General features: G+C 53.5%; 15 protein-coding genes. 5 read left to right on the forward strand and 10 right to left on the reverse strand.

Features of this window, described 5'->3' with window-relative positions:
- Positions 1–55: 55 nt before the first annotated feature.
- The 3 genes from purC to dapA all read right to left on the reverse strand — a co-directional run bounded on the left by purC (position 56) and on the right by dapA (position 2,911).
- A complete protein-coding gene (purC, locus tag ACUTQW_RS19450) occupies positions 56–769 on the reverse strand; it encodes a phosphoribosylaminoimidazolesuccinocarboxamide synthase (RefSeq protein ID WP_004951825.1) in 714 nt (237 codons plus the stop codon).
- Between the two features lie 191 nt (positions 770–960).
- Positions 961–2,013, reverse strand: a complete 1,053-nt coding sequence (bamC, locus tag ACUTQW_RS19455) for an outer membrane protein assembly factor BamC (RefSeq protein WP_004951828.1) — start codon at positions 2,011–2,013, stop codon at positions 961–963.
- A 16-nt stretch (positions 2,014–2,029) separates the two neighbouring features.
- Positions 2,030–2,911 carry a 4-hydroxy-tetrahydrodipicolinate synthase gene (gene dapA, locus ACUTQW_RS19460; RefSeq protein WP_004951829.1) on the reverse strand — a complete coding sequence of 294 codons (882 nt, stop codon included), beginning with the start codon at positions 2,909–2,911 and terminating at the stop codon, positions 2,030–2,032.
- A gap of 110 nt (positions 2,912–3,021) precedes the next feature.
- Here dapA and ACUTQW_RS19465 point away from each other — a divergent pair, with 110 nt between their 5' ends.
- Positions 3,022–3,627 carry a glycine cleavage system transcriptional repressor gene (locus tag ACUTQW_RS19465; RefSeq protein WP_196229885.1) on the forward strand — a complete coding sequence of 202 codons (606 nt, stop codon included), beginning with the start codon at positions 3,022–3,024 and terminating at the stop codon, positions 3,625–3,627.
- Between the two features lie 2 nt (positions 3,628–3,629).
- The gene (gene bcp, locus ACUTQW_RS19470) at positions 3,630–4,094 is read left to right on the forward strand and encodes a thioredoxin-dependent thiol peroxidase (RefSeq protein WP_006316879.1); all 465 of its coding nucleotides are present in this window, start codon (positions 3,630–3,632) and stop codon (positions 4,092–4,094) included.
- A gap of 43 nt (positions 4,095–4,137) precedes the next feature.
- Here bcp and ACUTQW_RS19475 read toward each other — a convergent pair whose 3' ends face one another.
- A complete protein-coding gene (locus ACUTQW_RS19475) occupies positions 4,138–5,208 on the reverse strand; it encodes an AI-2E family transporter (RefSeq protein ID WP_004951839.1) in 1,071 nt (356 codons plus the stop codon).
- A 604-nt stretch (positions 5,209–5,812) separates the two neighbouring features.
- Between ACUTQW_RS19475 and ACUTQW_RS19480 the strand changes: the two genes are divergently transcribed.
- The gene (locus ACUTQW_RS19480; RefSeq protein ID WP_004951843.1) at positions 5,813–6,730 is read left to right on the forward strand and encodes a bestrophin family protein; all 918 of its coding nucleotides are present in this window, start codon (positions 5,813–5,815) and stop codon (positions 6,728–6,730) included.
- A 62-nt stretch (positions 6,731–6,792) separates the two neighbouring features.
- On the opposite strand, the gene moaE is transcribed toward ACUTQW_RS19480, so the two are convergent.
- The 6 genes from moaE to ACUTQW_RS19510 form a co-directional block, all read right to left on the reverse strand.
- Positions 6,793–7,242, reverse strand: coding sequence for a molybdopterin synthase catalytic subunit MoaE (moaE, locus tag ACUTQW_RS19485; protein ID WP_020439555.1), 450 nt, complete (start codon positions 7,240–7,242; stop codon positions 6,793–6,795).
- A gap of 1 nt (position 7,243) precedes the next feature.
- On the reverse strand, positions 7,244–7,489 hold the full coding sequence (gene moaD, locus ACUTQW_RS19490; RefSeq protein WP_004951848.1) for a molybdopterin synthase sulfur carrier subunit: 246 nt from the start codon (positions 7,487–7,489) through the stop codon (positions 7,244–7,246).
- Positions 7,490–7,527: 38 nt separating this feature from the next.
- Positions 7,528–8,514, reverse strand: coding sequence for a GTP 3',8-cyclase MoaA (moaA, locus tag ACUTQW_RS19495; protein WP_004951851.1), 987 nt, complete (start codon positions 8,512–8,514; stop codon positions 7,528–7,530).
- Between the two features lie 159 nt (positions 8,515–8,673).
- The gene (locus ACUTQW_RS19500) at positions 8,674–8,820 is read right to left on the reverse strand and encodes a DUF2474 domain-containing protein (RefSeq protein WP_006327183.1); all 147 of its coding nucleotides are present in this window, start codon (positions 8,818–8,820) and stop codon (positions 8,674–8,676) included.
- Between the two features lie 28 nt (positions 8,821–8,848).
- On the reverse strand, positions 8,849–9,859 hold the full coding sequence (gene cydB / locus ACUTQW_RS19505) for a cytochrome d ubiquinol oxidase subunit II (protein WP_062789548.1): 1,011 nt from the start codon (positions 9,857–9,859) through the stop codon (positions 8,849–8,851).
- 1 nt (position 9,860) lies between these two features.
- Entirely contained in the window at positions 9,861–11,270 is a 1,410-nt protein-coding gene (locus ACUTQW_RS19510) for a cytochrome ubiquinol oxidase subunit I (RefSeq protein WP_004951855.1), read from the reverse strand.
- A gap of 612 nt (positions 11,271–11,882) precedes the next feature.
- On the opposite strand from ACUTQW_RS19510, the gene ACUTQW_RS19515 reads away from it, so the two are divergent.
- Together ACUTQW_RS19515 and ACUTQW_RS19520 are read left to right on the forward strand one after the other, a co-directional pair.
- Positions 11,883–12,848 (forward strand): Dyp-type peroxidase, encoded by a 966-nt coding sequence (locus ACUTQW_RS19515; protein WP_006327185.1) that lies wholly within the window; start codon positions 11,883–11,885, stop codon positions 12,846–12,848.
- A gap of 250 nt (positions 12,849–13,098) precedes the next feature.
- Positions 13,099–15,873 (forward strand): ATP-dependent Clp protease ATP-binding subunit, encoded by a 2,775-nt coding sequence (locus tag ACUTQW_RS19520; protein ID WP_004951859.1) that lies wholly within the window; start codon positions 13,099–13,101, stop codon positions 15,871–15,873.
- The last annotated feature ends 223 nt before the right edge of the window (positions 15,874–16,096 follow it).

Here is a 16,096-nt window from a genome sequence, read left to right on the forward strand (position 1 = left end):
AATGAATAAATGACGGGGCGCTCCGGCAGGATAGCCCCGTATTGCGGGAGGACGCTTAGTCCAGTTTCACGCCAATGCGGCGCGCAACTTCTTCGTAGGCTTCAATCAGGCCACCCAGGCTCTGACGGAAACGGTCTTTGTCCATCTTGTCCAGGGTGTTTTTGTCCCACAGGCGGCTGCCGTCCGGCGAGAACTCATCGCCCAGCACCACTTCGCCGTTGAACAGACCGAACTCCAGCTTGAAGTCGACCAGGATCAGGCCCGCATCGTCAAACAGCTTGCTCAGCACGTCGTTCGCTTTGTAGCTCAGCTCACGCATGCGCGCCAGATGCTCTTTGTTCACCCAGCCGAAAGTTTCGCAGTAGGATTCGTTGACCATCGGATCGTGCATCGCATCGTTTTTCAGGAACAGATCGAACAGCGGCGGGTTCAGCACCAGGCCTTCTTCAATGCCCAAACGCTTCACCAGCGAACCGGCGGCGCGGTTGCGGATCACGCATTCGACCGGCACCATGTCCAGCTTCTTCACCAGCACTTCGTTGTCGGACAGCAGGCGTTCCATTTGCGTCGGAATGCCGGCTTCTTCCAGTTTGCTCATGATGAAATGGTTGAACTTGTTGTTCACCATGCCCTTGCGATCAAACTGCTCAATGCGCTGACCATCCAGTGCTGACGTATCGTTGCGGAACTCTAACACCAGCAGATCGGGGTTTTCGGTGGTGTAGACGGTTTTTGCCTTTCCGCGATACAACTCAGCTATTTTTTGCATCTTATTACTCCAATAAAAGAATACCCTTCATCTTTCAAACAACAGCGTTGTTGGCTGTCGCTTGAAATCTACTGGGTATAAAATTTATACAACGAATGCTTTAACAACACACATGGGCATATTGTGCCAAACCTGGAACGCAAACGATACCGTGCAGATAAAACAAAAAGGGGCCGCAGCCCCTTTTTTAGTTATTTAACGCTGGTTTTACTGAACGCAGCCTGGAATGCCGCAACCAACCCGTCGTTTTGCGACTGGGTCAACGGCTTCCCTTTCGGATCGATAAATTGCAGGCTGGTACGGTTGTTCAAATCACCGACCTGCAGTTTGTAATCGCCTTCGGTCAGTTCAGGATCCTTGGCGCCCAACGCATCCCAGTCGCTACCGCTCAGGGATTTGTAGGTCACGGCGACGGTGCCCTGCGGACGGCTGCGGTCACCCACTTTCATCCCCAGTTTTTCCAACGCCGCAGGCAGGCGATCCCACACTACGGTATAAGGACCGCGCACGACCAACATCGGCAAGCCGGTGTCATCCGCGCCACTCTGCACGTCCAGCGCGCCGAAGCGGTTAGCGGTTTGGCTGCTCACCAGGTTGTCCTGCTTGTCCAGGCCTTCAACGATGGTGTTCATCATCATGCCGTTGTAGCGCTGCACTTCGGAAGGATCGGTAATCTGCTCGGTTTTACCCTGCTGCTGCAAACCGACGGTTTTCACCACCAGCGCCTGCTGGTAACCCTGCTGCTGCACGCTGATCTGGTAGCGGCCTTCGTACTGGTTGTCTTCATCCAGACGGTTCCATTTCACCCAGTCGGTAGTCAGGGTCTGACCGGCGTCCTGACGCGAGGCAATCGCGATATTTTTCGTCTGCAACATGCTGACGACGCGTGACCACAGGTTCTGGTTCTGCGGGCTGTTTTCCAGCAGCAGCGTACCGCTGTCGCCGGCATACTGCGCGCGTGAACCGCTCAGCAACGCCAACGGCTGCACAGGTGGGCGAATATCCAGTTGCTTGCCAACGCCGCCTTTCTGCGTGGTTGCCGGAACATCATAATTCCCGCTCTGCACCGGCAGGATCATACCGGCCGGCGCGTTCAACGGTTTGAGCTCCGACGCGTTGAGATAAGACTCATCGCCGCTGACCTGGCGTTTGTAACGCTGATCGGTGGTACAGGCGGCCAGCATCATAACCAGCGAAATACCCACGACTTTTGCTACCGTCGACTTTTGCAATGAATAAACCATCAAATTTCCCTTAGAGTTACAGCAAACCGGCGCTTTTTAACGCGCGCTCAACGATCGGACGAGCAGCGTCGGTCAACGGCGTCATAGGCAGACGCATCGTATCGGTTGCCATCAATCCCAATGCCTTACAGGCCCATTTCACCGGAATTGGGTTTGCTTCTACAAACAAATCCTGATGCAACGGCATCAAGCGCTGATTTAGGCGGCGTGCTTCAGCAAAGTTGCCCTGCGCTGCCAGCGTGCAAAGCTGCGCCATTTCACGCGCCGCCACGTTGGCCGTCACGGAAATCACCCCTTTGCCGCCCAGTTGCATGAAATCCAGACCGCTGGCGTCATCGCCGCTCAGCAAAATGAAATCTTCATCATCAACCAGCACTTGGATCTGACTTACACGACTTAAGTTCCCTGTTGCCTCTTTAACGGCAACAATATTCTTAATTTTTGCTAAACGCGCAATCACCGGCGGCAGCATGTCACAACCGGTGCGTGAAGGCACGTTATAGAGGATCTGCGGCAGCTCGGTGCTTTCGGCAATCGCCTTGAAGTGCTGGTACAGCCCTTCCTGGGTCGGCTTATTGTAGTAAGGCGTTACCGTCAGGCACCCTACTACGCCGGTGTTTTCGAAGCTTTTGGTCAGCGAAATGGCTTCGGCGGTGGCGTTGGAGCCCGTACCGGCGATCACCGGAATGCGGCCCGCGGCCAGTTCCAGCGTCTGCAATACCACCTCAACGTGCTCGTCATGGGCAAGCGTTGCGGACTCGCCGGTCGTCCCTACGGAAACAATGGCCGAGGTCCCACTGGCTACATGATAATCAATCAGTTTTTTTAGGCTCGCACGATCGACAGCACCTTTGTCGTCCATCGGCGTAACCAGTGCAACAATACTTCCCGTAAACATTGGCCGTCCCCTCCACAAACAAGTCACTCATGGTACTTTTGCTACCTATCCAAAAGCAAGCAAACAACAGCGTTGTAAGCGCTTGGCAGGCGGTTTTTTTTATGTTTACCATGGTAACCCCATTGAGCACGACAGGAAGATCCATTTTGCCTAAGCCAGATGAACACTATCTCGTGATTACCGCGCTCGGCGCCGACCGCCCCGGAATCGTTAATGCCATCACCCGCCACGTCAGCAGCTGCGGGTGCAATATCGAAGATAGCCGTCTGGCCATGCTGGGTGAGGAGTTCACTTTCATCATGCTGCTTTCCGGCAGTTGGAACGCGATTACCCTGATTGAATCCACTCTGCCGCAAAAAGGCGCGGAGATGGAGCTGCTGATTGTGATGAAACGCACCAATTCGCATGAAAGGCCGCCGATGCCGGCCACGGTGTGGGTGCAGGTTGAGGTGAAAGACTCACCGCACATCATTGAACGCTTCACCGATCTGTTCGACTCCAGCCAGATGAACATTGCCGAGCTGGTGTCCAGAACCCAACCGGCGGAAGGTCACCTGCCGCCGCAGCTTTACATTCAGATCACCGCGCACAGCCCCGGCAACGCGGATGCATCAAATATTGAGCAAGCCTTCCATCACCTATGTACAGAATTGAACGCACAAGGCAGTATTAGCGTTGTTAACTATCCACAGCATGATGAGAAAGATGGAGAGTAGTGATGAGCCCATTGAAAGCCGGTGACACAGCGCCGAAATTTAGTTTGCCTGACCAAGACGGTGAGGAAATTAATTTGGCCGACTTCCAGGGACAGCGAGTGCTTGTTTATTTTTATCCGAAGGCGATGACGCCGGGTTGCACCGTTCAGGCCTGCGGTCTGCGGGATAACATGGATGACTTGAAAAAAGCAGGTGTCGAAGTGCTGGGCATCAGCACGGATAAACCAGAGAAGCTGTCGCGTTTTGCCGAGAAAGAGTTGTTAAATTTCACGCTGTTATCTGATGAGGATCATCAGGTGGCGCAGCAGTTCGGCGTTTGGGGTGAAAAAACCTTTATGGGGAAAACCTATGACGGCATTCACCGTATCAGCTTCCTGATTGATACCAAGGGTAAAGTCGAGAAAGTGTTTGATGATTTCAAAACCACCAATCATCACGACATCGTTCTGAGTTACCTGCAGCAATAATGCTCACGAAGCGCAGCGGCCTGCTGCGCTTCGTCATTTCCGCTTAATCTTGTTCCGTTTCCACCCGCAGTTCATCCGGCCAGGCGTGTATCACCGCCTTCACCAGCGTGGCTAATGGGATAGCAAAGAACACCCCCCAAAAGCCCCACAGTCCGCCAAAGATAATCACCGACAGAATAATCACCAGCGGGTGCAGATTGACCGCTTCGGAGAACAGGATTGGCACCAACAGGTTGCCGTCCAGCGCCTGCACCACCAGATAGGCGACGATCAGCGTCCAGAAATCGGCGCCGACGCCCCATTGGAACATCGCCACCACCACCACAGGAATGGTCACCAACACCGCGCCGATATAAGGGATCAGCACCGAGAAACCGACCAGCACCGCCAGCAGCAGCGAATAGCGCATATCCAAAATAACGAACACCAGATAGGTCGCCACGCCGACGATCACCATCTCCAGCACCTTGCCGCGGATATAGTTGGTGATCTGCTGGTTCATCTCGATCCACACCTGGCCCGCCAACCCGCGATTGCGCGGCAGCACGCGGCGCACCGCGTTGAGCATTTGCTCTTTGTCCTTCAGCAGGAAGAACATCATCATCGGCACCAGAATCAGGTAAATCGCCAGCGTCAGCAGCCCGACCAGTGAAGCCAGCGAGAATTTCACCACCGACTCCCCCATGCCCGACAGCCGTCCGCGCAGATTCTCCGCCATCATATCGATGATGCCGGCATCGACCAGCGCCGGATAACGCTTCGGCAGCGTCGCCGCAAAGTTATAGAATTGATTGAGCATCCCCGGCAGATCGGTCATCAGGTTGATGCCCTGCTGCCAGGCGGTCGGCGCCACCACAAACACCAGCAGCATCGCGATGCCGGCGAACATGATCATCACCAGGCTCGCCGCCCAGTTGCGCGAACAGCCGATACGCTGCAGCCGCGCGGTCGGCCACTCCAGCAGATACGCCAGCACGATGGCCACCAGCAGCGGCGTCAAAATACCATGCAGAAAATAGAGAATGAGGAACCCGGCGACCAGAATCACCAGCAGGGCGATAGCCTGCGGATCGGTGAAGCGACGACGGTACCACTGTAATAACATCTCCAGCATCAGAGAGTGCTCCTAGAGGTTTGACTGGCAGGCATTGCGGTTCCTGGGGTTGGTCTTTTCATGAAATGAATGGGGTACAGGTTTGGGCACGCCAACACGCAAAGTACCCGACGAGCTCGCTGTGCTTCAACACCAAACGGATTGGATTTGCCGCTCCGGAGAACATCCAACTCACAACACGCTCCATAAGAATACCAGAGCCCAGGGCAAGCGTATCCTTAAACCGAGACGAATCGCAATCCGCACATCCCGGCAACGCGCAGGGCATTCCGTCGGCAGAAAATACTCTTTATTCTCATTTAGCCCCCGCGTCTCGGCCATTAAACGAAAACGGGGCGTAAAAACGGCGGGTCATTCAATAACTCTTATTTATCTTAGCAGCACAATATTAATTATTTTTTGGATGTATTGATTATTGAATAAATAAATCAGATAATTTAAACACCGACTCAGAGAGTCTGATCATCATCGCCCTATGTCATACAGTAAACATTCACTTGCCAATGAGAAAATCTCATATATTGTTACATATTATCGGCCATGATCATTATTCATCACTAAAACAATCACAGCCAAAAGTAAGCTACCAGGGAGTAGTAAACCCATGATTATTCGCCCAAACCAACACTGGTTTCTCCGCCTGTTTGACTGGCACGGTTCGGTGTTGTCAAAAATCACCTTCCGCCTGTTTTTAAATATCCTCATGTCTATTGTCGCCATTATCATTTACCAATGGTATGAACAACTTGGCATACATCTCACCATTGCCCCCTTCAGCCTGTTGGGGATCGCCATCGCTATTTTTCTGGGTTTTCGCAACAGCGCCAGCTACAGCCGCTTTGTTGAAGCGCGAATGTTATGGGGAACCCTGCTGATAGCGGAGCGCACATTATTGAGACAATTAAAAAACCTGCTTCCGGAAGATAAAAAAAATCATGAGGAAATAGCAAAATATCTTATTGCGTTTAGCTGGAGTTTGAAGCACCAATTAAGAAACACCGATCCCACGGCTGACTTATATCGCATTTTACCGCGAGAGGCTTTCTCGGAGATCATCGCCAGCCCAATGCCCACTAACAGAGTCTTGTTATTATTGGGCGATGAGATTGGCAAATTGCGTCTGGCGGGTAAATTAAGCGACGTCACCTATAAAATGCTCGATAATAAACTGGATGAACTCGCACATGTTCTCGGCGGTTGCGAAAGAATAGCCAACACGCCGGTGCCTTTCGCCTACACGCTGATCCTGCAACGCACCGTATATTTATTCTGTTCCTTGCTGCCGTTTGCGCTGGTTTCTGATTTGCATTACATGACGCCGTTCGTTTCCGTGTTTATTTCCTATACCTTTTTATCCTGGGACTCACTGGCCGAAGAGCTGGAAGACCCCTTTGGTACCAGCGCCAATGATCTGCCATTGAATGCCATCTGCAATACCATCGAACGTAATCTGATGGAAATGAACAATCAAAAACCTCTGCCTGCCCTGCTCAAACCCGACCGTTATTTCAATCTGATCTGACGCCGCTCTTCGGCACGGTGTACACCGTGCCGAAGCCTGATGGGAATCAAATGTTCAGATAACTACCAACGTTCAACTGCCGCGCAATCTTTATCCCTTGCGGCAACCCATAGTTCGCCCTGCGGCGTTGATTCCTTTTTCCAGAATGGCGCTTTGGTTTTCAAATAATCCATAATAAATTCTGCGGCAAGAAAGGCGTCGGCTCTATGAGCGCTACTGACGCCGACCAAAACGATGCCATCGCCTGCCCGCAACTCGCCAATGCGATGAAACACGACCACCCGCCCCAGTTGCCAACGGAAGCGGGCTTCATCAACAATCTGCGCCAACAACTTTTCGGTCATGCCGGGATAATGTTCCAACGTCAGGGCATTGACATCAAAGCCCAGATTATTGTTTCTTACTTTGCCGACGAAAGTGACCACGGCGCCCTCGGTCTCTGAGGCTGATAGCCATTGATGTTCCCGTGCGATATCAAAACTCTCGGTATCGACGATGATTTTGTTTTGCATCTCAACCCCCGGTTACCGGCGGATAAAAGGCCACTTCATCACCGGCATTCAAGGGGTGATCGAAAGGCACCAGCGTTTGGTTTACCGCAGCCAAAAGTTTATCGCCCTCCAGCGCCAGTGCCCAGCGGTCGCCTTTTAGCGACAGCGCCTGACGTAACGTCGCCACCGTGGCGTAGTCGGCAGGGAGTTGCAGATGGTTGCAACCGATCAGCTCACGTACCTGAGCAAAGAATAAAACGTCAATCATGATCCCCCCGTGTGGTCATGGTCTTTCTCCAGTAAAATTTACCCCCCGATAAACGACAGGTTTTGCGTGATGCCGGTATTCCCCTGATGCAGGAAATGCGTTTGCTTTTTCTGCAATAAACTGTGCGCAATACGCTCCTGCAACTCTTGCTGGCTGCTGTCGGCCTGCAACAGGTCACGCAAGCCAATGCCGCCGTCACCAAACAGGCACAGGTGCAACTTCCCCGTTGCGGAAACCCGCAGCCGGTTACAACTGGCGCAGAAGTTTTTTTCGTACGGCATTATCAGGCCGATTTCCCCCTGGTAATCCGGGTGGAAAAACACCTGAGCCGGGCCTGCGCTGCGCTCTCGTTCCCGGCGCTGCCACCCCATGGCGACCAGGCGTTCGCGGATCACCTCTCCCGAAATATGATGTTGGCGAAACAGGTCTCGTCCTTCCCCGGTTTCCATCAGTTCGATAAAACGCAGCTGAATCGGGCGGTGCTTAATCCAGTCAAGGAACGTCTGCAGGCTATGATGATTGATCCCGCGCATCAAAACGGCATTGACCTTGACCTTGTCAAACCCCGCCGTAAAGGCGGCGTCAATGCCGTCCATGACCTGCCTGAACTTGTCCTGGCCGGTTATGGCGTGAAACTGGTTGGCGTCCAGGCTATCCACGCTGACGTTAATGGACGTCAACCCAGCGGCCCGCCAACGTGCCACATCACGCGCCATGCGGTAACCATTGGTGGTCATGGCGATATTGCTGATTTCCGGGTTTTGTCTGACGGTTTCAATGATCTCGACAAAATCTCTGCGCAGTGAGGGTTCGCCACCGGTCAGACGGATCTTTTCCGTGCCGCAGGCGGCAAAAGCCCGCGTAACCCGCCGAATTTCATCCAACGTCAGAAAGCTTTTGTTGTTGCCCCCGGTGGGACGATACCCGTCAGGCAAACAGTAGCTGCAACGGAAGTTACACACATCCGTAATGGAGAGCCGCAAATAATAGAACTTACGTTCCCAGGGATCGGTAAATGTCGACATCTGCAATACCTTCCAAATGAGCGGTAACAAGAAATCATCAGGCACTTATGACTTAAGTGTCAGAGCGGAAAATAATGGCGTTGCTGTTGATTGCCCCGGGGCTGACCGAAAAGCAAAGCCAGGCTATCTGTTAACCCCATAGCCTGGCTGCTTGTTTTTTCAGTGAGACTTCATGCCGGCTGCGACCATCAGCAGTTTAAATACCGATGCCACTACGCCGAGGGCCAGCACGCTGGCGGCCCAAATGGCCATCATCCACATCAAGCGCCGCCAAAAGGCCGGGTGGCTGTCTGTCACAGGTTTCATGATATTCATCTCCTGGCAACGTTATCGATCAATGGTAACCTTCGTCCGGTTTGATTTTTCCGCGGAACACGTAATAGCTCCAGCAGGTGTAAGCCAGGATGACCGGGATAATCAGCAACCCGCCGACCAACATAAAGCCCTGGCTTTGAGGCGGTGATGCCGCCTGCCAGATGGAGATCGACGGTGGGATGATATTCGGCCAAATACTGATCCCCAGGCCACTGAAACCAAGGAACATCAAGCCCAGGGTCATCAGGAACGGACCATAGCTGGCCCGGCGGTTATACGCCGCCCGCACGATGCCCCAGGCAAAGGCCAGAACCAACAACGGCACCGGCAGGAACAAGAAGATATTCGGCGCGGTGAACCAGCGCGCGGCAATATCTCGGTGCGCTAACGGCGTCCAGATGCTGATGATGGCAATGGCGGCCAGCAGCACCAGCGTCAAGGGGATCGCCAGCTCGGACATCTTGCGGTGCAAGGCCCCTTCCGTTTTCATAATCAGCCAGGTGCAGCCCAATAACGCATAGGCGACCACCAGGCCGAGGCCGCAGAACAGCGGGAACGGCGCCAGCCAGCTCAGTGCCGAACCGCTGTAGACGCGGCCGGTGACCTCGAAGCCATTCAATATTGCCCCGACGGCAACCCCCTGGCTGAAGGTCGCCAGGATCGAGCCGACAATAAACGCCTTGTCCCAAAACGGACGATGCTCCGGCGTGGCCTTGAAGCGGAATTCAAACGCCACGCCGCGAAAGATCAGGCCAATCAGCATCGCGGTCAGCGGAATGGACAACGCATCGGTGATAACGGCATAGGCCAGCGGGAAAGCGCCATACAGCGCCGCACCGCCCAACACCAGCCAGGTTTCGTTGCCGTCCCAGACCGGCGCCACGGTATTGACCATCATGTCGCGCTCGGTGGCATCCTTATTAAACGGAAACAGGATACCAATCCCGAGATCGAAACCATCCATCACGATATACATCAAGGTGGCGAATACGATGATGGTGAACCAAATAATTGAAAGATCGATGCCCATGTTAGTTTCTCCCTTCCGGCTTGTTCAAAGGATCCTGAACCGCAGACAGCGGACGAGCCGGCGTGCCGTCGACAACGGCGCCATGCGTATCGTCGCTCCCCGGGCCTTTCTTGATCAGACGCATCAGGTACATATAGCCAACGCCGAACACCGAGCAATACACCGCGATAAAGGCCAGCAGACTGAAGGTCATATGCATATCACCGTGCGCGGAAACGGCGTCGCGGGTCCGTTGCACCCCATAGACCACCCAGGGTTGACGACCGATTTCAGTGGTGAACCATCCGGCCAACAACGCAATCAGGCCTGAAGGCCCCATTAACAACGCGAACCACAAAAAAGGACGCGACTGATACAAACGGCCTCTCCAACGCAGCCATGCGCTGACGACGCCAAGCAGAATCATCAGCATGCCCAAACCGGCCATCACGCGGAACGACCAAAAGATGATGGTGGAATTCGGGCGATCTTCCTTAGGGAAGCTTTTCAACGCCGGTACTTGCTTGTCGAGACTGTGCGTCAGGATCAGGCTGCCCAGATAAGGAATTTCCAGCTTGTAACGGGTTTTTTCCTGTTCCATATCCGGCACGCCGAACAGCACCAGCGGCGTGGCTTCACCCGGCTTGTTCTCCCAATGGCCTTCAATGGCGGCAATTTTCGCCGGTTGATACTCCAGGGTATTCAAGCCGTGAGCATCGCCGATAACCGCTTGAATCGGGGCGACAAACAGCGCCATCCAGAGCGCCATGGAAAACATTTTGCGCACCGCCGGCGAATCATTGCCCCGCAGCAGGTGCCAAGCAGCCGATGCCCCGACGAAGAAGGCGCTGGCCAGGAAAGCGGCGGTAGACATGTGCAATAAACGGTAGGGGAATGACGGGTTAAAGATAATTTTCAGCCAGTCGACCGGGATCACAATGCCGTTTTCGATCGCATAGCCTTGCGGCGTGTGCATCCAGCTGTTCGAGGCCAGGATCCAAAAGGTCGAGATGAGCGTCCCCAGCGCGACCATACAGGTCGCAAAGAAATGCAGCCCGCGCCCTACCCGGTTCCAGCCAAACAGCATAACCCCGAGGAAACCGGCTTCCAGGAAGAAAGCGGTAAGCACTTCATAGGTCAATAACGGCCCGGTAATGCTGCCGGCGAACTGCGAAAAACCGCTCCAGTTGGTGCCAAACTGGTAAGCCATTACCAGACCTGACACCACCCCCATACCAAAATTGACCGCAAATATCTTCGACCAAAAATGATAAAGCTCACGGTAGGTGTCATTACGCGTTTTCAGCCACAAACCTTCCAGCACCGCCAGAAAACTCGCGAGCCCGATGGTAATAGCCGGAAAAATAATATGAAAGGAGACAGTAAAGGCAAACTGTATCCTCGCTAAATGGAAGGCATCTAATCCCAACATTGTTCACCCCTGTGTATCACCATTTTGATAAGTTTATAAACCATGAGTTATATTGCTATTCCAGGTCACTGCACGATATCCATTAAAAAGCTGGCCACCACTTTTACATGAGCCACGCAAAAAATGAGGAAAACCTCATGCCGTAATTTTTTAATGCCGATAATTTTCTTTCCTGGCCGTGTTTTTATCGAAACAGGCCTGCGGGTGCCCCAAGGGTTGGTTTATGGGCACGAACATAGTTAGAACCGGGCTAATTAATTAGCCTCGACGCGCCTCAGCGACGCAGATGATTTTATTTTAAATTTTAACGGCATGTCTTCCGAACTTACCGCCCTTTTTTCTCAGCTAATTTTCTCTTGGTTTTTCTCAGTTTCCCTCGCCTTGTGAATTAATTTTACCTGCCAATAACATTTCGTCAAATTGGTTAATTTTATTGCGCAATAGATACAATCTATCACGCACCTTGTTAAGTTTTGATATGCTATTTGGAAAGGTTGTTTCAACATTGACAATGCAAAGTAAAAAAGGTAGCTCTATATTTAATGCGTTTTACATCAGTTATTGTTGCTTTTTAAATATCATATTTAACCTTTACTGGATGGTAGACGACTTATGAGCACGTATTATGATGATTCACAGGCAGTTTTTAGCCCTGTTACGCGCAGTGCCATCTTCATTGTCGCGACAATAACAAACACGCCGGAACACCACGCCACCGTACGTAACTGGTGTGCCGACGTGGCGGCGGTAGTGCGCTCGGTAGCGAAAAGATCGCCGGATGGGCGGCTGTCATGCGTCTGCGGATTCGGTTCCACCGCCTGGAATACGCTTTTCGGCCTTCCGCGCCCGGCGCAATTGCATCCTTTTCGTGAAATAGGATCCGGCGGCCGTGTCGCCGTCGCTACGCCCGGTGACATTCTCTTACATATTCGTGCCGAAGAGATGGATCTGTGCTTTGAGCTGGCGACCCAGTTGCTGAATAAACTCGGCGATGCCGTCACCGTCGTGGATGAAGTTCAGGGTTTCCGTTATTTCGATCAACGCGCCATGATCGGCTTTGTCGACGGCACCGAAAACCCCGAAGGCCACGGAGCCATCGACTTCACCGTGGTGGGTGATGAAGACCGCGCCTTTGCCGGCGGCAGTTACGCCTTGGTGCAGAAGTATCTGCATGATATGAAAGGTTGGAATGCACTGACCGTTGAACAGCAAGAGGGCATTATCGGCCGCCATAAACAATCCAATATTGAGCTGGATGCCGACGTAAAACCTTCCTCATCCCACAGCTCCCTCACCACGCTGGAAGACGAGAACGGCAACGAAGTAAAGATCCTGCGCGATAACATGCCGTTCGGCAGACCCGGCATGGGCGAGTTCGGCACCTACTTTATCGGCTATGCCCGCTCCCCGGCGCCGATCGAACAGATGCTTGAAAATATGATTATTGGCCTTCCACCGGGTAATTATGATCGTTTACTGGATTTCAGCCATGCCGTTACCGGCGGATTATTCTTTATTCCATCGCTGACATTATTAGAAGCCTTGTCGACGCGCAGTGTGCCGCCCAATAGTCATTAACGTCACTACCGATAAAAGCACAATCAAGGGTAACGCATTCAGCATTTTACTGAAAAATGCTGAATATCCCTTATTTCGTCATCTGGCATTGTAATAACGATGCCTTAACTCACCACCATCCATAAGGAGCCGGCATTAAATTCGCTAACACCATTATTTAATCCGACAAGGTTAAATAAATAACAGACATATCCAAAACGCCTGTTTTATTGAAGTTAAATCGCTTTAACTTGATAGGAGTTAATTCACCATGCCTATTTTATGTGATATTTGTCATGCCCGCCCGGCATCGGGCCGTGTGACAGTAATGCAAAATGGTCAGAGGAAATCCATTGCCATCTGTGATTACGATTACCGGCAATTGACGCGCCACCAAAATATTCTCAATCCTTTCGACTCCCTGTTGGGTGGCGGCGGTGCCTTATCGCGTTTCTTTAATGAGTTAACGGAAGACGAAGCGGCGGAAGAAGCGTCCGGGTTTTCTGCGGAAGTCCCGCGCGAATCCGTCGATGCCACCGACGCCTTCAGCAAACAAACGCTTGAGCTGCTGCAACGCGCGGCAGAAAAAGCGCATGAACTGCACCGCAGTGAACTTGATACCGAGCACCTGCTGTATGTGTTGGCGGATACCGATGTCTGTTCCGCCCTGCTGACAGAACTCAAATTGTCGCCGCAGGACATCAAGGCTTACATTGACCAGCATGCTTACAAGGGGGCCGCCGAAACCGGCGCCACTCTGGAAGACATGACGGTCTCCCCACGGCTGAAAAAAGCCTTCATGTACGCTTTTCAGGTCTCCCGCGATTTGGGCCATTCCTACGTTGGCCCGGAGCATTTGCTGATCGGGCTCAGTGAAGTGCCGGACAGCATTGCCGGCGCCCTGTTGAAAAAATACGGCGTCACCCCAGCCGCTCTGCGCCAGAAAGTAGTGAAGCTTGTGGGGAAAGGTGCGGAAGACGGCCGTATCGACACCCCGACGGGCACGCCAACGCTGGATAAGTTTGGCCGCGATCTGACTGAAATGGCGCGCCAGGGCAAGCTGGATCCGGTGCTCGGCCGCGCGCAGGAGATTGAAAGTACCATTGAGGTGCTTGCCCGCCGCAAGAAAAACAACCCGGTGCTGATCGGCGAACCTGGCGTGGGCAAAACCGCCATAGTGGAAGGGCTGGCGCAACGCATTGTCAAAGGTGACGTGCCCGAAGTGCTGCGGGGCAAACGCCTGGTCGAAGTGAATATCAACTCCATGGTGGCGGGCGCAAAATACCGCGGCGAATTTGAAGAACGCGCCAAACAGTTGATTGATGAAGTCAGCGAGAAAAATGCCGAACTGATTTTGTTTATCGACGAACTCCATACCATTGTCGGTGCCGGTCAGGGCGGCGGCGAAGGCGGCCTGGACATTGCCAACGTGCTGAAACCGGCGCTGGCGCGCGGTGAACTGAGCCTGATTGGCGCCACTACCCTCAATGAATACCAAAAGCATATCGAGAAAGATGCCGCGCTCGAACGCCGATTCCAGCCGGTTTTAGTACCGGAACCGACCGTCGACCAGACCATCGTCATTTTGCGTGGCCTGCGCGACAAGCTGGAAGCGCACCATCAGGTGACCTTTGTTGATGAAGCGTTCGTCGCTGCGGCCGAACTGTCCGATCGCTATATCACGTCACGCTTCTTGCCGGACAAGGCCATCGATCTGATTGACCAGGCGGCGGCCCGCGTTCGCATTTCCGCCACCTCCCGGCCGGCTGATATTCAGGAACTGGAAGCGGAAATCGCCCACCTGAAACGCGAGCAAGACTCGGCGTCTTCCCGTAAAAAGTTTGACGACGTTAAAAGCTTCGAGACGCAAATTAGTGACAAACGTGCGCGTCTTGATGAGTTAACGGAAGCCTGGCAGCGCAAAACGGGGTCAGAAACGCTGGAAGTCACCCTGTCTTCCGTCGCTGAAGTGGTGTCGCGCCTGACCGGCATCCCGGTGACCGAGTTAACCCAGGAAGAGCGGAAAAAACTGCTCAATATGGAAGACAAACTGCGTGAACGCGTGGTCGGGCAAGATGACGCGGTCGAGGCCGTCAGCGACGCCGTACGCCTGTCGCGCGCCGGGCTGAGCCAGGCACACCGCCCTATCGCCACCTTCTTGTTCCTCGGCCCTACCGGCGTCGGCAAAACCGAGCTGGCCAAGGCCATCGCCGAAACGGTGTTCGGTGACGAACAGGCCATTATCCGTATCGACATGTCGGAATACATGGAGCGCCATGCCGTAGCCCGCCTGATCGGTGCCCCTCCGGGGTACGTGGGTTATGACGAGGGCGGCCAGTTGACCGAGCGTGTAAGACGCCGCCCTTACAGCGTAATTTTGCTCGACGAGATCGAGAAAGCGCACCCGGACGTCTACAACGTGCTGCTGCAGGTATTCGATGATGGCCGCCTGACGGACGGTAAAGGGCGCGTGGTCGATTTCAGCAACACCACCATCATTGCTACCAGCAACCTCGGTTCTGCGGTGATCATGAATAACGCCTCGCTGCCGGAGGCGGAACGCAAGTCAGACAAGGCGATTCACGATGAATTAATGCAAGTGCTCAAGGGCCACTTCCGCCCTGAGTTCCTGAACCGCATCGATGAAGTCATCGTGTTCAACTCCCTGTCTCAGGAAAACATTCGTTTAATCGTGAATATCCAGCTTGAGCATTTAACGCGCACGGCGGCGGCTCAGAATATCACCCTCAATATTGCCGATTCGCTGGTGGAACACCTGGTGGACGTGGGCTATCAGCCTGACTTCGGCGCCCGTGAATTGAAACGCAGGATCCGCCAGGAAGTGGAAACCCGATTGGCGAAGGAAATTCTTGGCGACAACCTGAAGTCAGGCGACAGCGTCGAGATTGGCTATGATCAAACAACTGACAAGGTCGTGTTTAACAAACCTATCCCCACGAGCAAGGAGAATCCAGCCCCACCGGCAACACCAGAACCGCCTGTTACTCAGGCTGGGCCGCAAACGCCCGCGGAGCCGCAGGCATAAGTGAAAAAGCCGTCTTGCGGCGGCGAAATATCGGGCGTGAAGTTACCGGACGTCTTTTTCACGCCCGGTGACTCACCCGCAAAAGATTTATTGCCGCCTGAGCACCCGCTCCGTCTGGCCACCGGCGCAGACAGAGAAATGGCAAAGCGCACGTAGCCATTATCAGGCCGCAATAATAGTTGTCGGTTATCCCGCCTCCCGAGGGGAACACCGAATAGACCTG

The sequence above is a fragment of the Serratia sp. TSA_7 genome (assembly GCF_052692135.1).

Excerpts from the sequence above, each read along its gene's own strand:
- purC (WP_004951825.1), bottom strand. The coding sequence starts at position 769 with ATGCAAAAAATAGCTGAGTTGTATCGCGGAAAGGCAAAAACCGTCTAC.
- bamC (WP_004951828.1), bottom strand. The coding sequence starts at position 2,013 with ATGGTTTATTCATTGCAAAAGTCGACGGTAGCAAAAGTCGTGGGTATT.
- dapA (WP_004951829.1), bottom strand. The coding sequence starts at position 2,911 with ATGTTTACGGGAAGTATTGTTGCACTGGTTACGCCGATGGACGACAAA.
- ACUTQW_RS19465 (WP_196229885.1), top strand. The coding sequence starts at position 3,022 with ATGGTAACCCCATTGAGCACGACAGGAAGATCCATTTTGCCTAAGCCA.
- bcp (WP_006316879.1), top strand. The coding sequence starts at position 3,630 with ATGAGCCCATTGAAAGCCGGTGACACAGCGCCGAAATTTAGTTTGCCT.
- ACUTQW_RS19475 (WP_004951839.1), bottom strand. The coding sequence starts at position 5,208 with ATGCTGGAGATGTTATTACAGTGGTACCGTCGTCGCTTCACCGATCCG.
- ACUTQW_RS19480 (WP_004951843.1), top strand. The coding sequence starts at position 5,813 with ATGATTATTCGCCCAAACCAACACTGGTTTCTCCGCCTGTTTGACTGG.
- moaE (WP_020439555.1), bottom strand. The coding sequence starts at position 7,242 with ATGCAAAACAAAATCATCGTCGATACCGAGAGTTTTGATATCGCACGG.
- moaD (WP_004951848.1), bottom strand. The coding sequence starts at position 7,489 with ATGATTGACGTTTTATTCTTTGCTCAGGTACGTGAGCTGATCGGTTGC.
- moaA (WP_004951851.1), bottom strand. The coding sequence starts at position 8,514 with ATGTCGACATTTACCGATCCCTGGGAACGTAAGTTCTATTATTTGCGG.
- ACUTQW_RS19500 (WP_006327183.1), bottom strand. The coding sequence starts at position 8,820 with ATGAAACCTGTGACAGACAGCCACCCGGCCTTTTGGCGGCGCTTGATG.
- cydB (WP_062789548.1), bottom strand. The coding sequence starts at position 9,859 with ATGGGCATCGATCTTTCAATTATTTGGTTCACCATCATCGTATTCGCC.
- ACUTQW_RS19510 (WP_004951855.1), bottom strand. The coding sequence starts at position 11,270 with ATGTTGGGATTAGATGCCTTCCATTTAGCGAGGATACAGTTTGCCTTT.
- ACUTQW_RS19515 (WP_006327185.1), top strand. The coding sequence starts at position 11,883 with ATGAGCACGTATTATGATGATTCACAGGCAGTTTTTAGCCCTGTTACG.
- ACUTQW_RS19520 (WP_004951859.1), top strand. The coding sequence starts at position 13,099 with ATGCCTATTTTATGTGATATTTGTCATGCCCGCCCGGCATCGGGCCGT.